This window comes from Streptomyces sp. NPDC052236 (assembly GCF_044548015.1).
Lineage (GTDB): Bacteria > Actinomycetota > Actinomycetes > Streptomycetales > Streptomycetaceae > Streptomyces.
On the sequence record NZ_JBIUBL010000002.1, the window covers coordinates 102,698 to 123,055 of the forward strand.

The 20,358-nt window shown below is 70.8% G+C and carries 18 protein-coding genes; 9 read left to right on the forward strand and 9 right to left on the reverse strand.

Annotation, left to right across the window (positions count from 1 at the left end; all coding sequences use genetic code 11):
* Positions 1 to 91 precede the first annotated feature (91 nt).
* Together ACIHCQ_RS04385 and ACIHCQ_RS04390 are read left to right on the forward strand one after the other, a co-directional pair.
* A complete protein-coding gene (locus ACIHCQ_RS04385; RefSeq protein ID WP_399657832.1) occupies positions 92 to 2,134 on the forward strand; it encodes an ABC transporter permease in 2,043 nt (680 codons plus the stop codon).
* Between the two features lie 20 nt (positions 2,135 to 2,154).
* The gene (locus ACIHCQ_RS04390; RefSeq protein ID WP_399657834.1) at positions 2,155 to 3,114 is read left to right on the forward strand and encodes an ABC transporter substrate-binding protein; all 960 of its coding nucleotides are present in this window, start codon (positions 2,155 to 2,157) and stop codon (positions 3,112 to 3,114) included.
* Here the strand turns inward: ACIHCQ_RS04390 and ACIHCQ_RS04395 are convergent.
* Complete coding sequence (locus tag ACIHCQ_RS04395) at positions 3,068 to 3,892, reverse strand: isocitrate lyase/phosphoenolpyruvate mutase family protein (protein WP_399657836.1); 825 nt, start codon at positions 3,890 to 3,892, stop codon at positions 3,068 to 3,070. The two genes, ACIHCQ_RS04390 and ACIHCQ_RS04395, sit on opposite strands and share 47 nt — an antisense overlap.
* 47 nt (positions 3,893 to 3,939) lie before the next feature.
* Positions 3,940 to 4,440 (reverse strand): carboxymuconolactone decarboxylase family protein, encoded by a 501-nt coding sequence (locus tag ACIHCQ_RS04400; RefSeq protein WP_399657838.1) that lies wholly within the window; start codon positions 4,438 to 4,440, stop codon positions 3,940 to 3,942.
* 47 nt (positions 4,441 to 4,487) lie between these two features.
* Here ACIHCQ_RS04400 and ACIHCQ_RS04405 point away from each other — a divergent pair, with 47 nt between their 5' ends.
* The 3 genes from ACIHCQ_RS04405 (at position 4,488) to ACIHCQ_RS04415 (ending at position 7,591) form a co-directional block, all read left to right on the forward strand.
* The gene (locus ACIHCQ_RS04405) at positions 4,488 to 5,891 is read left to right on the forward strand and encodes a PLP-dependent aminotransferase family protein (RefSeq protein ID WP_399657840.1); all 1,404 of its coding nucleotides are present in this window, start codon (positions 4,488 to 4,490) and stop codon (positions 5,889 to 5,891) included.
* 182 nt (positions 5,892 to 6,073) lie between these two features.
* Positions 6,074 to 6,370, forward strand: a complete 297-nt coding sequence (locus ACIHCQ_RS04410) for a hypothetical protein (protein WP_399658637.1) — start codon at positions 6,074 to 6,076, stop codon at positions 6,368 to 6,370.
* Positions 6,371 to 6,409: 39 nt separating this feature from the next.
* Positions 6,410 to 7,591 (forward strand): glutathionylspermidine synthase family protein, encoded by a 1,182-nt coding sequence (locus ACIHCQ_RS04415; protein WP_399657842.1) that lies wholly within the window; start codon positions 6,410 to 6,412, stop codon positions 7,589 to 7,591.
* 66 nt (positions 7,592 to 7,657) lie between these two features.
* On the opposite strand, the gene rocD is transcribed toward ACIHCQ_RS04415, so the two are convergent.
* Positions 7,658 to 8,863, reverse strand: coding sequence for an ornithine--oxo-acid transaminase (gene rocD, locus ACIHCQ_RS04420; RefSeq protein WP_399657844.1), 1,206 nt, complete (start codon positions 8,861 to 8,863; stop codon positions 7,658 to 7,660).
* Positions 8,864 to 9,416: 553 nt separating this feature from the next.
* On the opposite strand from rocD, the gene glyA reads away from it, so the two are divergent.
* On the forward strand, positions 9,417 to 10,730 hold the full coding sequence (gene glyA, locus ACIHCQ_RS04425; protein ID WP_399657846.1) for a serine hydroxymethyltransferase: 1,314 nt from the start codon (positions 9,417 to 9,419) through the stop codon (positions 10,728 to 10,730).
* Positions 10,731 to 10,790: 60 nt separating this feature from the next.
* Here glyA and ACIHCQ_RS04430 read toward each other — a convergent pair whose 3' ends face one another.
* Complete coding sequence (locus tag ACIHCQ_RS04430; protein WP_399657848.1) at positions 10,791 to 11,501, reverse strand: transposase; 711 nt, start codon at positions 11,499 to 11,501, stop codon at positions 10,791 to 10,793.
* Positions 11,502 to 11,741: 240 nt separating this feature from the next.
* Here ACIHCQ_RS04430 and ACIHCQ_RS04435 point away from each other — a divergent pair, with 240 nt between their 5' ends.
* On the forward strand, positions 11,742 to 13,757 hold the full coding sequence (locus ACIHCQ_RS04435; protein WP_399657850.1) for a transposase: 2,016 nt from the start codon (positions 11,742 to 11,744) through the stop codon (positions 13,755 to 13,757).
* Here ACIHCQ_RS04435 and ACIHCQ_RS04440 read toward each other — a convergent pair.
* The 3 genes from ACIHCQ_RS04440 to ACIHCQ_RS04450 all read right to left on the reverse strand — a co-directional run bounded on the left by ACIHCQ_RS04440 (position 13,754) and on the right by ACIHCQ_RS04450 (position 16,137).
* Positions 13,754 to 14,494, reverse strand: a complete 741-nt coding sequence (locus ACIHCQ_RS04440) for a hypothetical protein (protein ID WP_399657852.1) — start codon at positions 14,492 to 14,494, stop codon at positions 13,754 to 13,756. The genes ACIHCQ_RS04435 and ACIHCQ_RS04440 overlap by 4 nt on opposite strands.
* A gap of 103 nt (positions 14,495 to 14,597) precedes the next feature.
* Entirely contained in the window at positions 14,598 to 15,491 is an 894-nt protein-coding gene (locus ACIHCQ_RS04445) for a hypothetical protein (protein ID WP_399657854.1), read from the reverse strand.
* A complete protein-coding gene (locus ACIHCQ_RS04450; RefSeq protein ID WP_399657856.1) occupies positions 15,484 to 16,137 on the reverse strand; it encodes an RNA polymerase sigma factor in 654 nt (217 codons plus the stop codon). Before ACIHCQ_RS04450 ends, ACIHCQ_RS04445 begins: the two co-directional genes overlap by 8 nt.
* 101 nt (positions 16,138 to 16,238) lie before the next feature.
* On the opposite strand from ACIHCQ_RS04450, the gene trpS reads away from it, so the two are divergent.
* Positions 16,239 to 17,252 (forward strand): tryptophan--tRNA ligase, encoded by a 1,014-nt coding sequence (gene trpS, locus ACIHCQ_RS04455; RefSeq protein ID WP_399657858.1) that lies wholly within the window; start codon positions 16,239 to 16,241, stop codon positions 17,250 to 17,252.
* 141 nt (positions 17,253 to 17,393) lie between these two features.
* Positions 17,394 to 17,981 (forward strand): 2'-5' RNA ligase family protein, encoded by a 588-nt coding sequence (locus ACIHCQ_RS04460; protein ID WP_399657860.1) that lies wholly within the window; start codon positions 17,394 to 17,396, stop codon positions 17,979 to 17,981.
* 78 nt (positions 17,982 to 18,059) lie between these two features.
* On the opposite strand, the gene ACIHCQ_RS04465 is transcribed toward ACIHCQ_RS04460, so the two are convergent.
* Complete coding sequence (locus tag ACIHCQ_RS04465) at positions 18,060 to 18,815, reverse strand: decaprenylphospho-beta-D-erythro-pentofuranosid-2-ulose 2-reductase (protein WP_399657863.1); 756 nt, start codon at positions 18,813 to 18,815, stop codon at positions 18,060 to 18,062.
* A 33-nt stretch (positions 18,816 to 18,848) separates the two neighbouring features.
* Positions 18,849 to 20,246: an FAD-binding protein gene (locus tag ACIHCQ_RS04470; protein WP_399657865.1), complete on the reverse strand. Its 1,398-nt coding sequence runs from the start codon at positions 20,244 to 20,246 to the stop codon at positions 18,849 to 18,851.
* Between the last annotated feature and the right edge of the window lie 112 nt (positions 20,247 to 20,358).

The window sequence follows — 20,358 nt, forward strand, 5'->3', positions numbered from 1 at the left end:
GGCCGCCCGTGCCCGGCGCCTCCGAGCAGCAGCCCGCCCGCGTCGCGCGCCCTGCCCGGCAGGCCCCTGCCCGCCCCGGGCGGTGGAGCCGATGACCGCCACCGTCACCGCCGCTCCCCCCGAGAAGACCCGCGAGCCCACCCCGGCCCCCGCGCCCAGCGCCCTGCGCGAGCTTCTCCACCACCCCATCAAGGGCAAGCTGCTGCTGCTCGCCCTCGCCGCCCTCGTGCTCGTGCCCGTCGGTGTCGGCCTCTGGGGCAGCGGCAGCTGGCCCGGCGAGCTGACCGTCGACGTGTCCGGGCCCCTCGACGACGCCAACACCTGGGTCGTCGACAACCGCGATACCCACCCCCTCTTCCTCTACTTCCTCCTCCACCTCTCCAACACCGCCACCGATGCCGTCGACGCCGTCTACCAGTTCCTCGACGCCATGGGCTGGCTCGGCGTCCTCGTCGCCGGTGTGGGCCTCGCCTGGCGCGCCGCCGGGCTCGGGCGGCGGGGGATCAAGGTCGCGGCGACCGCGTTCGGGGCGTTCGCCGTGTGCGGGCTGCTCGGGATGTGGGACGCCACGCTGCTGACCATCGCGCTGATGGTCGTGGCCGTCGCCGTCGCCTCGCTGCTGGGCGTGGCGATCGGGCTCGCCGCCGGTCTGTCCGACCGGGTCGACCGGGTGCTGCGGCCGGTGCTCGACACCATGCAGGTGCTGCCCGCGTTCGCGTATCTGCTGCCGTTCGTGCTGGTCTTCGGCACCGGCACGCCCGCCGCCCTGTTCTGTACGGTGATCTACGCCGCCCCGCCCATGGCCCGTCTCACCTCGCTCGGCCTGCGCGGCGCCGACCCCGCCGTACTCGAAGCCTCCACCTCGCTCGGCGCGAGCGGCTGGCAGCGGCTGCGGACCGCACGGCTGCCGCTCGCCCGCAAGCAGATGCTTCTCGGCCTCAACCAGACGATCATGATGGCGCTCTCGATGGTCGTCATCGCGGCCCTCGTCGGCGCGGGCGGACTGGGCGAGGAGGTCTACTCGGCGCTCTCCACCGTCGACGTCGGCAAGGCCCTCGCCGCGGGCATCCCGATCGTGCTGATCGCGGTCTGGCTGGACCGTACGACCGCGGCGGCGGGCGACCGTATCGGCGAGAGCGCGCCGGGCGGCGGCCTGCTGCACGGCCGTTCCGCGTGGGGCCTGGTGACCGCCGGCGCCGTCGCCGCGGCGCTGGCCGGGATCGCGATCGGCAAGGCCTGGCCGGAGGGCTGGACGTACGACATCTCCACGCCCGTCAACAAGGCCCAGGACTGGATCACCGACAACCTCTCCTCCGGAGTCCCGGTCCTCGGGGGCACGGAGGTGTGGGCGGAGCACTTCACTCTCTGGATTCTCAACCCGCTGCGCGACAGCCTGATCTGGCTGCCCTGGTGGTCGGTACTGCTGCTCGTGGCGGCCCTGGCCTGGCTGGTCGGCACCTGGGCGACCGCGCTCACCGCCACGCTCTCGATGGCGGCGATCGGGGTCCTCGGGGTCTGGGCGAAGTCCCTGGACACGCTCTCCCAGGTGCTCGCGGCCCTGGTCCTCACCCTGGTCCTGGGCGTGCTCGCGGGGGTGCTGTGCGCGCGGGCCGGACGGCTCGAACGCTGGCTGCGGCCCGTGCTGGACGCGATGCAGACGATGCCGCACTTCGTGTACCTCATCCCGGTGGTCGCGCTGTTCGGCGTCACCCGCTCCTCGGCGATCATCGCGGCCGTCGTCTACGCGTTGCCCGCTGTCGTACGCATCACCACCCAGGGACTGCGCGAGGTCGACCCCGCGGCGCTGGAGGCCTCGCGTTCGCTGGGCGCTTCGCCCCGGCAGCAACTCCTGGGCGTACAGCTGCCGCTGGCCCGTCCGGCGCTCCAGCTGGCCGTCAACCAAGGTGTCGTGCTGGTGCTGGCCGTGGTCGTCCTCGGCGGCATGGTCGGCGGCGGGGCGCTGGGCTACGACGTCGTCAAGGGCCTGTCCCGGGGCGAGATGGGCATCGGGATGACGGCCGGAGTCGCGATCGTCTGCCTCGGTCTCGTACTGGACCGGGTCACGCAGCCCACGACACGGACCGGTCCCGGCACCCGTACCGGCACCAGGACCCGCAAGAACAATCCTTCCTAGTCACTAATTACAGGAGCACCATGCGCATGCGCACCGTACGTATCAGCACCGCCGTCGTCAGCGCCCTCGGGCTCCTCACCCTCAGCGCATGCGGCGCCGCCGACACCGGCAAGAAAGAGGAGGCCGGCGGCGCGAAAACCGTGAGACTGACCGTCCCCTCGTGGGTCGGCGCCCAGGCGAACACGGCCGTCGCCGGTTACCTCCTGGAGAAGGAGCTCGGCTACACCGTCAAGACGCAGCAGATGGGCGAGGTCCTCGCCTGGGACGCGCTCTCCAAGGGCGACATAGACGCGATCATGGAGGACTGGGGTCACCCCAAGGAGGAGAAGCAGTACGTCGAGACGAAGAAGACCGTCGCCAAGGGCGGCGACCTCGGCGTCACCGGGCACATCGGCTGGTTCGTACCGAAGTACTTCGCGGACGCGCACCCCGATGTGACGGACTACAAGAACCTCAACAAGTACGCCAAGGAATTCAAGACGGCGGAGAGCGGTGACAAGGGCGAGATCCTGGAAGGCTCGCCGGACTACGTCACCAACGACGACGCGATCATCACCAACCTCAAGCTGGATCTGAAGACCAACTACTCGGGTTCCGAGGCCGCGCAGATCACGGCGATCAAGAAGTACGCGAAGGACAAGAAGCCGTTCCTGACGTACTGGTGGACCCCGCAGTGGCTGAACGCGCAGATCGACATGGTCGAGGTGAAGCTGCCGGAGCACAAGGAGGGTTGTGACGCCGACCCGAAGAAGGTCGCGTGCGCGTACCCGGACACGGCGCTGCAGAAGTTCCTCAACGCGGACTTCGCGAAGAACGGCGGCGAGGCGGCGGAGTTCCTGAAGAACTTCAAGTGGACGACCGAGCAGCAGAACGAGGTCGCGCTGATGATCGCGAGCGAGAAGATGGCGCCGGAGGCGGCGGCCGAGAAGTGGGTCAAGGCGAACGAGGCGACGTGGAAGGCCTGGCTCCCGAAGAAGTGACGGTACGTCCTTTGCTTGGCGCGGACGGCATTCCCGATGCCGCCCGCGCCGAGCGGCCTGTCAGCCGCGGATCTCGCGCGATCTCCCCTACCGCCGCCATCGCCCGCCCGTGCAGGAACGGACCGAAGGTGATCCGGGTCGCGCCCAGGGCGCCCAGCTCGGCGACGGGCACGCCGCCCGGCATCGGGACGACGTTGATCGGGCCCTCCAGCTCCGCGCGCAGCAGCGGGAGCCGCTCCGGCGGTACGGCGATCGGGAAGACGCAGTCCGCCCCCGCCGCCACGTACAGCCGGGCCCGGGTGATCACCTCCTCCGGGTCGCTGACGCCGCGGATGAACGAGTCGACCCGGGCGTTGATGAAGAGCTGGTCACCCGCCTCCGCGCGGACCTCCGCCAGCCAGTCCGCATGGAATCGCGGGTCCTTGAGACCCTGGGTGGCGCTGTCGGAGTCTTCCAGGTTGCAGCCGACCGCGCCGGTGTCGAGGATCCGGGCCACCAGCTCCTTCGGGGGCAGGCCGTAGCCGCTCTCGACGTCCGCGGAGACAGGGACGTCCACCGAGCGGACGATACGGGCGACGGCGGCGAACATCTCGTCGGCGGGAGTGTGCCCGTCCTCGTAGCCGAGAGCCGCCGCGACACCGGCGCTCGGCGTCGCCAGCGCCGGGAAACCCGCTTCGGTGAAGGCGCGGGCACTGCCCGCGTCCCACGGTCCCGGGAGGACGAGCGCGTCGCCGGGGGCGCGGTCGTGATGCAGGGCGCGGAAAGCGGTCACGGTCATTTCTGATACCTCTTCGGGATGCGCGGACTTCGCTCGGCAGGAAACCGTCAGCGCTTGAACTGGCCGGGCGTGTAGTGGCCGGGGACCATGCGGGTGGACACAGCCAACCGGTTCCAGGCATTGATGACCGTGATCGCCGAGACCAGCTGGGCCAGCTCCGTCTCGTCGAAGTGGGCGGCGGCCCTCTCGTACACCTCATTTGGCACGAAACCGTCGGTCAGGACGGTGACAGCCTCCGTCAGCGCGATCGCCGCGAGCTCCTTCTCGGTGTAGAAGTGGTGCGACTCTTCCCAGGCGCTGAGCTGGATGATCCGCTCCACCGACTCGCCCGCCGCGAGGGCGTCCTTGGTGTGCATGTCCAGGCAGAAAGCGCAGTGGTTGAGTTGCGAGGCGCGGATCTTGACCAGTTCGAGGAGGACGAGGTCCAGGCCCTGCCGGGCCGCCGCGTCGAGTATGACCATGGCCTTGAAGACCTCGGGCGCGAGCTTCGCCAAGTCGAGGCGCGGGGCGTGCTCGGGGGCGTAGGACGTGTTCTCGTGCGTCGTCATGACTTCGACGCTACGCGGCCGGTGGCACAGATGTATGGTCCACTTTCATGGCAGATTCCTGGGCCGCTTTCGGCTCCGACCTGCATCTGGAACTGCGCGGCTCCAGGGTGCGATCGGGTCTGACGGACGCGTTGCGGGAGGCCGTGCGCACGGGACGGCTGGCGCATGGGACCCGGCTGCCGTCCTCACGTTCGCTCGCCGTCGATCTGGGGATCGCGCGGAACACGGTCGCCGACGCGTACGCCGAACTGGTCGCCGAGGGATGGCTCACCGCCCGGCAGGGCTCGGGCACGCGGGTCGCCAGACGGGCGGCCGTGCCGAAGAAGCCCGCTACGGGGGTGGCGGCGGCCAGGGCTCCGGCTGCCCGGCCCGCGTACAGCCTGCTGCCGGGCGGGCCGGACCTGGCCTCCTTCCCGCGCGCCGAGTGGCTGAAGGCGGCCCGCAGGGCGCTGACCGTCGCGCCCCACGAGGCCTTCGGCTACGGCGATCCGCGCGGGCGCGTCGAGCTGCGGACGGTGCTCGCCGAGTATCTGGCGCGGGCGCGCGGCGTGTACGCGACCCCTGAGCGGGTGGTGATCTGCTCCGGCTTCCTGCACGGGCTGATGCTGCTGGCGAAGGTGTTGAGGGCACGGCGGGTGCGGGAGGTGGCCGTCGAGTCGTACGGGCTCGACGTCCACTGGAACGTACTGGCCGACGCGGGGCTGCGGACGCCCGCGCTGACCTTCGACGAACAGGGCGCGGAGACCGGCGGACTGGCGGCCCTGCGCGGGGCGGGCGCGGTGCTGCTGACGCCCGCGCACCAGTTCCCGAGAGGGGTCGCGCTCCACCCGGACCGGCGCGCCGCCGCCGTCGACTGGGCGCGCGGTGCGGGCGGGCTGATCCTGGAGGACGACTACGACGGGGAGTTCCGCTACGACCGCCAGCCGGTGGGCGCGCTCCAGGGCCTGGACCCGGAGCGGGTCGTCTACCTGGGCACGGCGAGCAAGTCCCTGGCGCCGGGGCTGCGACTCGCCTGGATGGTGCTGCCCGAGGAACTGGTGGGCGAGGTGGCCGAGGCCAAGGGAGGCATCGACTGGGTGTCGAGCACGCTGGAGCAGCTGACGCTGGCGGAGTTCATCGGCTCGGGCGCGTACGACCGGCATGTGCGGGGGATGCGGCTGCGCTACCGCAGAAGGCGCGACGAACTGGTCCGGGCGCTGGCGGAGCGCGCCCCGGACATCCACGTCAGTGGCATCGCGGCGGGGCTGCACGCGGTGCTCGAACTCCCGCCGGGCAGCGAGCAGTCCGTCATCCAGGCGGCGGCGTGGCAGGGCCTGGCGGTGGAGGGGATCTCCCGCTTCCGCCACAAGGACGCGCCGCCGGGGAGGGACGCGCTGGTGGTGGGGTACGGGACACCGGCGGACAGCGGCTGGGCGGGGGCCCTGGACGCGCTGTGCCGGGTGCTGCCGTGATCTCGTAAAGGGCCTAAACCAGTGTAAAGCTACCGTGGATGGGGGCTGTTGAGCGTGGTTGGCGGACCGGGCTTACCGGCGCGCGAGGCGGCCATCTAGTCTGTCCGGCGGTTCACTGCGTGAAATCGCACTGAGATCCGCACTGAAGACTGCACAGATTCGAACGGGGGGACGGGCTGATGGTGGCGCGACGCAGGCTGAGGTCGAGCGCGGTGGTGCTCGGTGGCATGGGGTTGCTTGCGGCGACGATCACGTCCTGCGGCTCGGACTCGGAACCGGACAGGCGGTGCGTCGACCCGGTGACCCGGGAGCAGCTGCCCAATTACGAGTGCGAGGACGACGACAGCGGCAGCGGCACCCGACGTGGCTCGTACTACTACGGCGGCAGGATCAGCGCCGGCAAGGCCGAGGGCGGCAGCTTCGACAAGTCCGCGGTCGACCGCGGCGGCTTCGGCAGCTCCGGCTCCGGCGGCGGCTGACCCGACGAGACCTGACGTAGCGACGAGGCACAGCGATCCATGAAGCGTCACACCATCGAACCCCGCCCCGGCTGGCAGAAGATCGTCGAGGAGCAGGGCCTCGTCTATCCCCTCACCCGCTACCCGGACGACTCCCTGCGCCCGTACTGGGACGAGAGCGCGTACTACGAGTTCTCGCTGCCCGAGGTCGAGGCGCTGGAAGAGGTGGTCGAGGAACTGCACGCCATGTGCCTGGCCGCCGCCGAGCACATCGTGGCGCGCGACCGCTTCGCCGACCTCGGCATCACCGACCGGCGGCTCGCCTCGCTGATCGCCGAGTCCTGGCGGCGGCGGGACGAACTCCCCTCGGTCTACGGCCGCTTCGATCTGCGCTACGACTCCACGGGCCCGGCCAAGCTGCTGGAGTACAACGCCGACACCCCCACGTCCCTGGTCGAGGCCGCAGGACCGCAGTGGTTCTGGATGGAGGATCGTTTCCCCGGGGCCGACCAGTGGAACTCCCTCCACGAACGCCTCATCGCCGCCTGGCAGCGCCAGGCCCCGCTGCTGCCGCCCGGGCCGCTGCACTTCGTCCACTCCGACGGGGACGAGCTCGGCGAGGACCTGATGACCGTCGCGTATCTGCGTGAGACGGCCGAGCAGGCCGGTATCGCCACCGAGGCGCTGTCCGTCGAACAGATCGGCTGGGACCGGCTCTCCGGCCGCTTCGTCGACGACAGGCTCCGCTTCATGCGCAGCTGCTTCAAGCTCTATCCATGGGAGTGGCTGGTCACCGACCGGTTCGGGCCGCATGTCCTCGACACCCTGGACAACGGCGGCTCCACGGGCACCACCTGCTGGATAGAGCCCGCCTGGAAGATGCTCCTCTCCAACAAGGCGCTGATGGCGATCCTGTGGGAGCTCTACCCGGCTCACCCGAATCTGCTCCCCGCCTACCTCGACGGACCGCGCGAACTCGCCGGCCGGCGGGGCTATGTGGCCAAGCCGCTGCTCGGCCGCGAGGGCGCGGGCGTCACCATCCACGAGCCGGGCGCCGAGCCCGTGGTGCGGGAAGAGCCGTGCTGCTACCAGGAACTGGCCCCGCTGCCGGACTTCGACGGGAACCGGGTGGTGCTCGGCGCATGGGTCGTTGAGGACGAGGCGGCGGGCCTCGGCATCCGGGAATCGGCAGGGCTGGTCACGGACGAGTACGCCCGCTTCCTGCCCCACGTCATCCGCTGAGTCCGCTGAGTCCGCTGAGTCGAGTACGGCTCGGGGGCCCGGGTACGGCTCGGGGACCGGTACAGCTCAGGCGTCGAGTACGGCTCTGAGCTGGTCCAGGCCCCAGTCCAGATCCTCCTTGCTGATCACCAGTGGCGGGGCGATCCGGATCGTGGAACCGTGGGTGTCCTTGACCAGGACCCTGCGGTCCATCAGCTTCTCCGAGATCTCCCGGCCGGTGCCGTGGCTCGGCACGATGTCGACGCCCGCCCACAGCCCCCGGCCGCGCACCGCCTCCACCGCGCCGCCGCCCGTCAACAGGCCCAGCTCGTGGTGGAGATGGTCGCCCAGCTCCGTGGCGCGCTGCTGGAACTCGCCGGTGCGCAGCATCGCGATCACCTCCAGGCCCACCGCGCAGGCCAGCGGATTGCCGCCGAAGGTCGAGCCGTGCTCACCGGGCCGGTAGATACCGAGCACCTCGGCCGAGGAGACGACCGCAGACACCGGCACCACACCACCCCCCAGCGCCTTGCCCAGCACATACATGTCCGGCACGACGCCCTCGTGCTCACAGGCGAAGGTCCGGCCGGTACGCCCCAGGCCCGACTGGATCTCGTCCGCGACGAAGAGGATGTTCCGCTCGCGGGTCAGCCGCCGCACCCCCGCCAGATACCCGGCCGGCGGCACCAGCACCCCAGCCTCGCCCTGGATCGGCTCCAGCAGCACGGCCACGGTGTTCTCGGTCAGCGCCGCGTCCATCGCGGTCAGGTCCCCGTACGGAACGATCTCGAAGCCGGGCGTATAGGGACCGAAGTCCGCCCGTGCCTCCTGGTCCGTGGAGAAACTGATCACGGTCGTCGTACGGCCGTGGAAATTATTGGCCGCGACGACGATCTTCGCCATGTTGGCCGGGACGCCCTTGACCCGGTAACCCCATTTCCGGGCGGTCTTCACGGCGGTCTCCACCGCCTCAGCCCCGGTGTTCATCGGCAGCACCATCTCCATGCCGCACAACTCGGCGAGCTGTGCGCAGAAGTCCCCGAACCGGTCGTGGTGGAAGGCGCGGGAGGTGAGCGTGACTCTCTCCAGCTGCGCCTTGGCGGCGTTGATCAGCCGGCGGTTTCCGTGACCGAAGTTGAGCGCCGAGTACCCGGCGAGCATGTCGAGGAAGCGGCGCCCCTCGACATCGGTCATCCAGGCGCCCTCAGCCGAGGCGACGACGACGGGCAGAGGGTGGTAGTTGTGCGCGCTGTGAGCCTCCGCAGAGGCGATGGCACTCTCCGATACAGACACGGGATCTCCGTTCACGTAGAGACAAGGCATCCAAGGCATTCGGTGTGGGCAGGGTGATGCCCCTGTTTCTATCTGTTTCTATCGTCGCTCGTCCGGCGGACGAAGAAACCTTGCCGAGGGGTGATGGCCGCTAAGACCGACCGGCAAATGGGGGGTGGGAGAAGGAGCGGCGCTGGGTGCGTGCAGCTGCAAGGCGGAGGATTGAGGCATGGCGGAGCCATGGTGATTGACGACAACGCGGTGGGGGCACTCCCCCTGGCTTCGCCGGGGGCACCCCCACCAGGCGAAGCTCTGGGGGAGTGCGTGCCCAGCCCCGCGACGCCGCCCCCCATTTGCCGGTCGGTCTAAGCTGGGCGGTACGCACGGCGACTGGCGCACGGGGAAGTGACCCCGAGGGAACCGCGCGCGGAAATCCACACGAGGTACCGCCCGCCTGGGTACCCCGGGACAGGTCCCGTGTGGGTGCCGATCGCCCCCTGCCCGAACCTTCGGCAGGGATCCCAAGCCGCACCCCCGGGACCACGACCGAGCAACCGATCGCCCGGAGGACACCATGGTCCACGCCCAATCCCTTCCCCTGCCGCACCCGGCGCTGTCCGCCGCCGACCCGGAACTGGCGGCCCTCGTCCGCGCCGAGGAGCGGCTCCAGGCCGAGACGCTCCGGCTCATCCCCAGCGAGAACTATGTCTCCCAGGCCGTGCTGGAAGCCTCCGGCACGGTCCTGCAGAACAAGTACAGCGAGGGATACCCCGGCCGCCGCTACTACGAGGGCCAGCAGAACATCGACCAGGTCGAGCTGCTCGCCATCGCCCGCGCCAAGGCCCTCTTCGGCGTCGAGCACGCCAATGTCCAGCCCTACTCCGGCTCCCCGGCCAACCTCGCCGTCTATCTCGCCTTCGCCGAGCCCGGCGACACGGTGATGGGCATGGCCCTGCCGATGGGCGGCCACCTCACCCACGGCTGGGGCGTGTCCGCCACCGGCAAGTGGTTCCGCGGCGTCCAGTACGGCGTACGCAAGGACACCGGCCTCATCGACTTCGACGAGGTGCGCGAACTCGCCCTCAAGGAACGCCCGAAGGTCATCTTCTGCGGGGGCACCGCGCTGCCCCGCACCATCGACTTCCCGGCCTTCGCGGAGATCGCCCGCGAGTGCGGTGCCGTCCTGGTCGCCGATGTCGCCCATATCGCGGGTCTGATCGCGGGCGGAGCCCATCCCTCGCCCGTGCCGCACGCCGACGTGATCTCCACGACCACCCACAAGACCCTGCGCGGCCCGCGCGGGGCGATGCTGATGTGCCGTGAGGAGCACGCCAAGGCCATCGACAAGGCGGTGTTCCCCGGTCTCCAGGGCGGTCCGCACAACCAGACCACCGCGGCCATCGCGGTCGCCCTCCACGAGGCCGCCCAGCCCTCCTTCCGTACGTACGCGCAGTCGGTCGTCGCCAATGCCAAGGCGCTCGCCGGCGAACTGCTCGCCCGTGGCTTCGACCTCGTCTCCGGCGGCACCGACAACCACCTGATCCTGATGGACCTCACACCCAAGGACGTGCCCGGCAAGGTGGCGGCGAAGGCCCTCGACCGGGCCGGGATCGTCGTCAACTACAACACCGTCCCGTACGACCCGAGGAAGCCCTTCGACCCCTCCGGCGTCCGCATCGGCACCCCCTCCCTCACCTCTCGCGGTCTCGGTACGGAGCACATGGCCGCCGTCGCCGACTGGATCGACCGGGGCGTCGCCGCGGCGGGCGCGGGGGACGAGGACGCTCTGGTCCTCATCCGGTCCGAGGTCGCCGAGCTGATGTCCGCCTTCCCCGCGCCCGGTCTGCCCGACCCCGAGCGGCCCGACCCGGGGCTGCCCCGCCGCTAAGAGATATCCCGTAATGCCAGGTCAGGCGCGCTTTCCCGTGGGCAGTTGCCGCCTCTGTGGTCAGCCGTTGATCTCCAGTTTCAGGTTGTGCGGGGCGGCGATGCCGGCGACGGCGTAGTTGATCCCTTCTGCCTTGCGGCGGCACTGGCGGAGGACCTGGTGGTCCTTGAGGCGCGCGATGGTGTGCTCGGCGACGGCCCGGCGCTCGCGGATCCGCCGGTAGGCCCGGTCCTTGATGATCTTCCGGTCAGGCCCGCGCCGGGGCGAGCGGATCCGCTCGATGCCTTGATAACCACCGTCGCCGGACAGGCGGGGATGATCGGGCAGGGTCTTGCCGACGGTCTCCCGGAAGACCACCACATCGTTGCGGTTGCCCGGCCAGGCGTCACCGACCGCGACGATGCGGCGGTCGCGGGCCCGGCAGAGGATCTGCACATGCACACTGCGCCGGTAGTTCTTCGTCTTCTTCTGGTCGTGCACCGCAATGAGGGTGCCGTTCACCAGCCACAGCTTCCGCCGGTCGGTGGGCGGCGGGCCGAGCAGGGCTGCGAGGTGCGGCGCGACGTCGGCGGTGACCTGGTGCACGGTGGAGTCCGTGGTAGCGAACAGCGCGGCCAGCTGCTCCATGGTGAGGTTCGTACGGTAGCCCAGGACGACCAGCAGCACCCGGTCGCCGAAGGCAAGTGACCAGGGCCGGCCGCACCCGCTGTCCGGGCGGCGCCGCCACAAACGGGTGGTCAGGGCGTGCAGCTGCGGCCCGGACAGCCCCATCCACGCCTTCAACTGAGCTGAACGGCAGGTGGCGAGAGGAAGTTCCGTACAACTGACCGTAACCCGAACTGACTTCATGGCGTTATGCCTGGCAATGACGCTGGAGCTGGTTCGGGAGAGGGGGAGGGGGAGGGGGAGGGCGTGGCGAGTCGATCACCGGCTGCTCCTGCTTCTGGGGAGGGGCGGCGGTTTCGGGGGCCGAACCGGGGTGAGGTGTGGCGGCGGGCGAAGGACGCGCCGGTGTCGGTGATCCGGCTGCCGCTGGTCGTCGACGATGCGGGTGTCCGCCGCCGGGTCGAGCAGTTGTTTTCGGCGATGTGGCAGGTCAAACGCGCCGTGCAGCGTGATGCGCGGGATGTGGTGGACGCCTACTGGGCCGGTGACGTGCGGCGTGAGAGGGACGTGAAGGCCTGGCGGGCCGACCTGGGCCTGTCCCGCACCGGGCTGGAGCACCGCGCGTACCGGCATCTGGAGCGCTCGGTGTGGCTGAGCGATCATGTGTCGAAGGCGCTGGTGATGCACCAGGCCGACGAAGTGTTCACCGGCGTGGCCCGCCACCTGCACCCCGACGCATCGGGCAGGCGGGCCGGGCGTCCCAGGACCGGGACGTGGTGGGAGTACACCCGTATCCCGGGCCGGGCCCGCTCGCACACCACCGACCGCAAGTGGGAGACTTTCCGCCTGCACGGCACCCTGGCCGGGCACCTGGACACCTTCCGGCATCCGGGGCTGCCGCCCTCGGTCACCACCCCCGCTCAGGCCGCCGGGCTCGCGCCGGGCATGCGGGTGCTGGCCCAGCCGCGCCGTCTGCCCGCCCCCGCCCGGCCCACCGGGCGCATCCCCACCCACGCCCGGGGACGCGCGCGCGGCAGGGCGGCAACGTGGTTCGACCACACCGGGCCGCTGACTGTCGTCTTCGCCGGAGGGCCCACCGGATGCGGGGAGATCGTCCTGCCCATCCGGCTGCCGCAGGGCGCCGGACGCTGGCCCTACCTGTTGCACTATCTGAACGATCCGGGCCTGTGGCACAAGATCGACCTGGTGCGGCGGCGGGATCCGGCCGCCCCCGGCGGCTGGGCCTATGAGGCGCATCTGATGGTCCTTGGCCCCGGTTATGCCTCCACCGCCACCGGTACCCGGCGTCGTCAGGCCGCCGCCCTGGAGCGCGTCGGCGGGGTCGACGGCAACGTCTCCAACCTGGCCGTCGTCTCCCTGCCCGCCACGCTGGACCCCGACGACGGTGACGTGCGCTCCGACCGCATCACCCTGACCCAGCAGGAGCAGCACGCCCTGGCCACGGGGCGCAAGAAGGCCCGGGGGCGTCAGCGTGCCCTTGACCGTTCGCGGCGCGCCACCAACCCCCGGCACTACCGGCGCTCCCGCCGCCAGCAGGCCCGCCACGAACGCCGGCAGGCAGCAGGCCTGCCGGCGAAGACGGTCATGGTCCCTGCCGGACCCCGGCGCACCACCGAGGCTGGAAAGCCTCAACAGGCATACCGCCGCGACACGGTGTCCACCAGCTTCCGCACGCTGCGGGCCCGCCACAGTGCCGCGGCTGCGAGCGCGGCCGAGGCCTCCCGCCACCGCGCGAAGAAGATCGCAGCCACCCTGGTCGCCGCCCACGGCCCGAACCTGACCGTCGAGGACTGCGACATCCGCACCTGGTTCCGCCTGTGGGGCCGCGCCTGCTCCGCCACCACCCCCGGACGACTGATCACCGCACTCGCCGCCGAGTGCACGGCCACCGGCGGACGACTCCTGCGCGCCTCCACCTTCACCACCGCCCTGTCCCAGCACTGCCTGTGCGGCAGGCGCGTGACCAAGTCCCTGCGCCAACGTACCCATTACTGTGACCCGGCCGAAGGCGGCTGCGGGCTGAAGGGCGACCGCGACCTCATCTCCGCTGCCCTGGCCGCCTTCACCACCCTCACCGACCCCGACGACCCCGCCACCGCCCGCCTGGACCACACCCGCGCCCGGGCCGCCCAAATCCTCTTCGCCCAAGGGCTGCAAGAAGCCCTGACCGAGTCAACCGCACCGCAGTCCGCGCCCCCGGGCCGGACCCACGCGGCAGCCGAACCCCGCGGGAACACCCTTCCCCGGCAACGGACGGCCCCTGCTCGGCGAAATGCCGGACCCTGCACCGTGGCAACCCCGGAAGAGACCCGACCCGCACCCAAGCGGCACAAGGCCCACGCCGGAACGACACGACCGCACACCGGCCGCCCCCGTACGCACATACGGGATAAGTCTTAGTTGTCGAGCAGCTGTTGCCGGGGGCCGGGCTCCGGCTCCGGTGTGCCGCCCCGCCCGAACGGCGGGCGCGGCAGCCGGGCGACCATCGGCCGCGCCACCAGCGTCAGGGCTGCCCCGGCCACGAGCCCCGGTATCGCCCACCACCAGTCCGTGGTGTCGTCACCGGCCGATGCCGCCGCGGCATTGTCCTGGCGCGTGTCCGGCGCGGTCGCGCCCGTGCTCGCGGTCCCTTCGTCCCCCTGCTCCCAGGTGGGCGGGTACAGATTGGTGCCGCCCTCGCCGGTCTTCTTGCCCATCACGCCCAGCTTCTTCAGGAGCCGCGTCAGCTTCGCCGGCTCCTGCGCCTGGTGCCAGGAGCCCTTCTGCTGTGCGTCACCCTCATATACGGACGTGTATATCCATGTGCTGTCCGGTTGCCCGCCCGGATATATCCGGTCCACCCGCCAGGGCTGCACATCGTGGACCATCCAGGTCACAGTGATCAGCCGGGTCTCCACCTCCATGGTCTCCGGCGGCGGCTGGTCCTTCTGGCCGTTCGCCACGCCCTGCCCATCGGGGCCCAGCAGGTCCGACAGGGTGCCGTAGTCCTTGTCGGAGGTGTAGAGCGAAGCCGTCTCACCGCTCTCCGGCGAGGTGAGCAGCACGCTGGTCGGCCCTCCCGCCACCGCGCCCGGAGCGAAGATCCAACTCAGGGCGAGCACCGTCATCAACGCCGCAAGTCGTCGTACCAGTCGCATACTTCCCCCAGCCGACGCCCGGTGCGGTCCATCCGCGCCGTGCCCGCGTCACCTCTGATACACCGCCCGCGCCCGCCAGGTTCCCAATCCGCGACCACAGATTTCAGGGCGTGGATTCGGCGATCTCCCGGGCGCGCTGGAGCGACGCCACACCCTCCAGCCGCAGCGTCGTCCGCCCGTCCGACGCCCCCCACAGCAGCGTCGGACCGGCCGTGCGCTCCGACTCGGTCCATACCTCGCCACGCGCGTCCTTCATCCCGAACCGCAGCAGGTGCGGCTCGGCGAACCACATCGCCGTCCCCCCGCCGGCCAGCTGCAGCCACTCGGGCATGATCCGCGCCTGCTTGGCGAAGCCGAAGTCCAGCTCCGCCGGGAACTCGTCCAGCCGTATGGTCCCCGCCGGTTCGCTCCAGCACAGGGTCACCATCGACCGGCCCTCAGACCCCTCAGACCCCGCAGGCCCCTCGGTCACCGAGACCGCGTCAGGCTCGCCGAGCTCGCCCGGCAGCCGCGCCTGGAAGCCCGCGCGCCGCTCCGCCTCGGCCAGCGGAACCGGCTTGTGGCATCCCGGCACCGGTGCGCCCGGAGGAGGCGACGACGAAGGGTCGTACCGCACCTGGACGCCGCCGAAGCCGAACCAGTCCGCCACGGTCGCCCGCACGGGGGGCGTGAGCACCAGCACCACCAGCAACCCGGACAGGCCGACCGCCAGGGCCCTCCCCCAGCGCCCGCGCGTGAACCGCGTCCATCGTGTCCATCGCGTCGACCGCGTCCACCGCCAGGCGCGCCCGGTCCGTGCACGCCCGGTCCAGGCGCGCAGCCGGTCCATCCGCCCCGGCGCGGCGGGCACGGGCACCGCCTCGGCGAGGAGCTGGGCCAGCACCCGCTCCGCCATCGTCTCGCCGTCGACGTCCGGAATCCTGATCCCGCGTCCCAGCCCGCGCAGCTCCGCCCGCAAGGCGTCGTGCTCGTCAGAGAGCCGATCCTCCTCACTCATGCTCCTCACCTCCCTCGCGTCCCGTCTCCGGCAGCAGGCCAGGAAGCAGTCCCCCCAGCTTCGTCAGCGCCCGGTTCAGCCGGGACTTGACCGTGCCGCGTGGCCAGCCCAGCGCCTCGGCCGTCTCCGCCTCGTCCATCTCCAGCAGATAGCGGTAGGTGACCACCTGCCGCTGCTCCTCGCTCAACTCGTCCAGCGCCGCCAGCAACAGTGCCCGCCGCTCCTCCGCCAGGGCGGCCACCGCCGGGTCCGCCGACTCCGGTATCAGCGGCTCCGCCCCGAGCAGCACCGCCTCCCGCCCCGCGAGCGCCCGCAGCCGCACCACCGAGCGCACTGTGTTCCTGGTCTCATTGACCACGATCCGCAGCAGCCACGGCCGGAACGCGGCCCCGTCCCGGAACCGCCCCAGCGATTGGTACGCCTTGAGGAAGGCGCTCTGCACCACATCCTCCGCGTCCGCGCCCGCCCCGAACGCCGCAGCCGCCCGCAGCGCGACATGCGTGTGAGCGCGCACCAGTTCCGCGTACGCCTCGGGGTCTCCGGCGCGTACCCGCGCGATCACCGCAGTCTCGTCTACGACGATGCGGCCCCCCTCCGATGTCCCCGCCGATGTCCCCTCCAAGGTGCCCTTCAAGGTCCCTTCCAAGGCCCCCTCCAGGGTCCTCTCCCTCGTGCTGACACCTTTGATACACCGGTGGCCGCCGATCGGTTCCACACCTGCCAGATCGACCTGAGAGAATGATGAACATGGCCTCTGACCGACCCCGCGCGCTCTCCGGTATCCAGCCCACCGCAGGCTCGTTCCACCTCGGGAACTACCTGGGCGCGATCCGCCAGTACGTAGCGCTGCAAGAGACCCACGACGCCTTCTACACAGTCGTGGACCTGCACGCGATCACCCTGCCGCAGGACCCCGCCCAGCTGCGCGCCAATACCCGTCTCGCCGCCGCCCAGCTGCTCGCCGCCGGTCTCGACCCCGAGCGCTGCACCCTCTTCGTCCAGAGCCATGTCCCCGAGCACGCCCAGCTCGGCTGGATCATGAACTGCCTCGCGGGCTTCGGCGAGGCCTCCCGGATGACGCAGTTCAAGGACAAGTCCGCCAGGCAGGGCGCCGACCGCGCCACCGTCGGCCTCTTCACCTATCCGATCCTCCAGGTCGCGGACATCCTGCTCTACAAGGCCGACTCCGTCCCGGTCGGCGAGGACCAGCGCCAGCACATCGAGCTCACCCGCGACCTCGCCGAGCGCTTCAACACCCGCTTCGGGGACACCTTCCCGCTGCCGTCGCCGCACATCGTCAAGGAGGTCGCGAAGATCTACGACCTCCAGGACCCGTCGATCAAGATGAGCAAGTCGGCCTCCACGCCCAAGGGCCTGGTCAACCTGCTCGACGACCCCAAGGCGAGCGCCAAGAAGGTCAAGAGCGCGGTCACCGACACCGAAACGGTGATCCGTTACGACCCCGAGAAGAAGCCGGGCATCTCCAACCTCCTCACCATCCACTCCACCCTCACCGGCACTCCCATCGCCGAGCTGGAGACGGCGTACGAGGGCAAGCTGTACGGCGCGCTGAAGACCGACCTCGCCGACATCGTCGTGGACTTCGTCACGCCCTTCCGCACCCGTACGCAGGAGTATCTGGACGACCCCGAGACGTTGGACTCGATCCTGGCCAAGGGCGCGGAGAAGGCCCGCACGGTCGCTGCCGAGACTCTGGCCGTCGCGTACGACCGGGTGGGCTTCCTTCCCGCGAAGCACTGAAGCCCGTGAAGCACTGAAGCGCCCACTCACGCCCCACTCACGCACTGTGTCCAAGGTCCGTCCGAGGACTCTGGCCACACACCCGGTGCAGCCGCCACACTGGCGGCTGCACACCTGCCTACCGAGTCTGAGGAGAACGACGTGGGGACCGTAACGCTCGGCGTTTCGATCGCGGTCCCGGAGCCTTACGGCAGCCTGCTCCAGGAGCGGCGCGCGGGCTTCGGTGATCCCGCCGCGCACAGCATTCCCACGCACATCACCCTCCTCCCGCCCACCGAGGTCGACACCGGGGTCCTGCCCGCGATCGAGGCGCACCTCGCCGCCGTCGCGACGAGCGGCCGGCCGTTCCCCATGCGCCTCTTCGGCACCGGGACCTTCCGCCCGCTCTCGCCTGTCGTCTTCATCCAGGTGGTCGAGGGCGCCGCGGCCTGCACCTGGCTCCAGAAGCAGGTGCGGGACGCCTCCGGGCCGTTGGTGCGCGAGCTCCAGTTCTCGTACCACCCGCATGTCACCGTCGCGCACGGCATCGGCGAGCAGGCGATGGACCGGGCGTACGAGGAGCTGGCCGACTACGAGGCGGCGTGGACCTGCGCCTCCTTCGCGCTGTACGAGCAGGGCGCGGACGGCGTGTGGCGCAAGATCCGTGAGTACGCCTTCGGGGGCGGCATCGGGGCCGTTCCCACGCAGGGCTCCCCGGTCGACCTCGACGAGCCCGCCAAGACCCGCTGAACCCACCTGACGCCTGACGACCGGACGACCGGACGACCGGACGACCGGACGACCGGACAACCGGACGACCGGACGGCGTCAGACGGGCAGTTTGCGGAAGACCGGGCGTGGCACATGCCGCAGCGCCGACATCACCACCCGCAGCGCCCCCGGCACCCACACCGTCTCCGACCTGCGCCGCAGCCCCAGTTCGATGGCGGTGGCGACCGCCTCGGGGGTGGCGGCGAGCGGTGCGGCGGGCAGCCCCGCCGTCATCTTCGTACGGACGAATCCGGGGCGTACGACCATCACGTGCACGCCCCGGGTACGCATCGCGTCCCCGAGCCCCTGCGCGAAGGCGTCCAGGCCCGCCTTGCTGGAGCCGTAGATGAAGTTGGCGCGGCGGGCCCGCTCGCCCGCCACCGACGAGAGCACCACGAGCGAGCCGTGGCCCTGCGCCTGGAGTGCGCCCGCGCACACCAGCGATGCCGAGAGCGCCCCGGTGTAGTTGGTCTGCGCGACCCGGACCGCGGCCAGGGGCTCCAGCTCGTCGTTCGTCTGGTCGCCGAGGACGCCGAACGCGAGCAGCACCATGTCGATGTCGCCCTCCGCGAAGACCTTGCCCAGCACCGTCCCGTGGGCGGTGGGGTCGAGGGCGTCGAAAGCGACGGTGTGCGTCTGGGCGCCGAGATTGCGCAGCTCGGCGGCAGCCGCCTCCAGGGCGGGCGATGGACGGCCCGCGAGCCAGACCGTGCGGGTGCGGCGGGCGACGAGGCGGCGGGCGGTGGCCAGGCCGATGTCCGACGTACCGCCGAGGAGAAGCAGGGACTGCGGGGTGCCGAAGGCGTCCTTCATGTCGTTCCTTCCCTGTCGTGTCCTTCATGGATGTCATGGCTGAGTTCTCATGGCTGAGTTCTCATGGAGAGACAGGCGGCGGGCGAGGTCGGAGGTGAAGACCCCGCGAGGGTCCAGCGTGGCCCGCAGGCTGCGGAAGCCGGGCAGCCGCGGGTACATCGCGGCGAGCAGTTCGGGGCGCAGCCGCGAGTCCTTCGCCAGATAGACCCGGCCGCCCGCCCCGGCGACCTCCTCGTCCAGCTCGTCCAGGAACGGGCCGAGTCCCGGCAGCCGCGCCGGAAGGTCCAGGGCGAGTGTCCAGCCGGGCATCGGGAACGACAGCCACCCGGGGTCCCCGGCGCCGAAGCGCTTCAGCACTGCCAGGAACGAGGGACAGCGGCGCCCCGAGATGCGCCGCACGATCCGGCGCAGGGTCTCCTCCTGCCCGTATCCCACCGCGAACTGGTACTGGACGAAGCCCCCGCGTCCGTAGATCCGGTTCCAGTGCGGCACGCCGTCCAGCGGATGGAAGAAGGCGGAGACGGTCTGCAACTCGCCGGTCCGGCGGTGGCGGGGGGCCCGGCGGTACCAGAGCTCGTTGAAAAGCCCCACGGCGGTACGTGAGAGCAGGCGTTCCGGTACGAAGTCGGGGGCGGCGGGCAGTTGCCGGGGCCGGAAGTCGAAGGGGGCGCGGCGGGCCCGGCGGGGGAGCGCGTCCAAGGGGGCGTGCTCCCCTCGCGTCACCACCGAGCGCCCCAGCGCACGTCCGCGCGCGAGGAGGTCGATCCAGGCGACCGAGTACCGGTAGCGGTGGTCCGTCGTGGTGAGCCTGGCCAGCAAGTCGTCGAGATCGGCGGCCCGTTCGGTGTCGACGGACATCAGGGACGTCTCGACCGGGTGGAGCAGGACGGTCGCGGAGAGGATCACTCCGGTCAAACCCATGCCACCCGCCGTGGCGTCGAAAAGATCAGTCCCGGGCAGAACCGTACGGATCTCGCCATCGGCGGTCAGCAGTTCCAGCGACCGCACATGGCGCGAGAACGATCCGCAGACATGGTGGTTCTTGCCGTGGATGTCGGCGCCGATCGCGCCGCCGACCGTGACATAGCGGGTCCCGGGCGTCACCGGCACGAACCAGCCCAGCGGCAGCAGCACCTCCATCAGCCGGTGCAGGCTCACGCCCGCGTCGCAGACGACGAGGCCCGCCTCCGCGTCGACCGTACGGATCCGGTTCATGGCCGTCATGTCCAGTACGGCTCCGCCCGCGTTCTGCGCCGCGTCGCCGTACGCGCGCCCGAGTCCCCGCGCGATTCCGCCGCGTGCGCCCCAGCTCCGTACCGCTGCGGCGGCCTCCTCGGGCGTACGGGGACGATCCAGGCGGGCGGTGGTCGTGGGGGCGGTCCGGCCCCAACCGGTGACGGATACGAACTCGGCGGCGGCTTCGACGGGCATGGCGTCGACCGTATCGCCGCGTATTGCCTATTCCCTCCATGCCTCCCCGTACTGGGCAAAACGGGTGATTAATACGAGTGTCATTAAAGAATTACGCCGGGATGGGCCGATC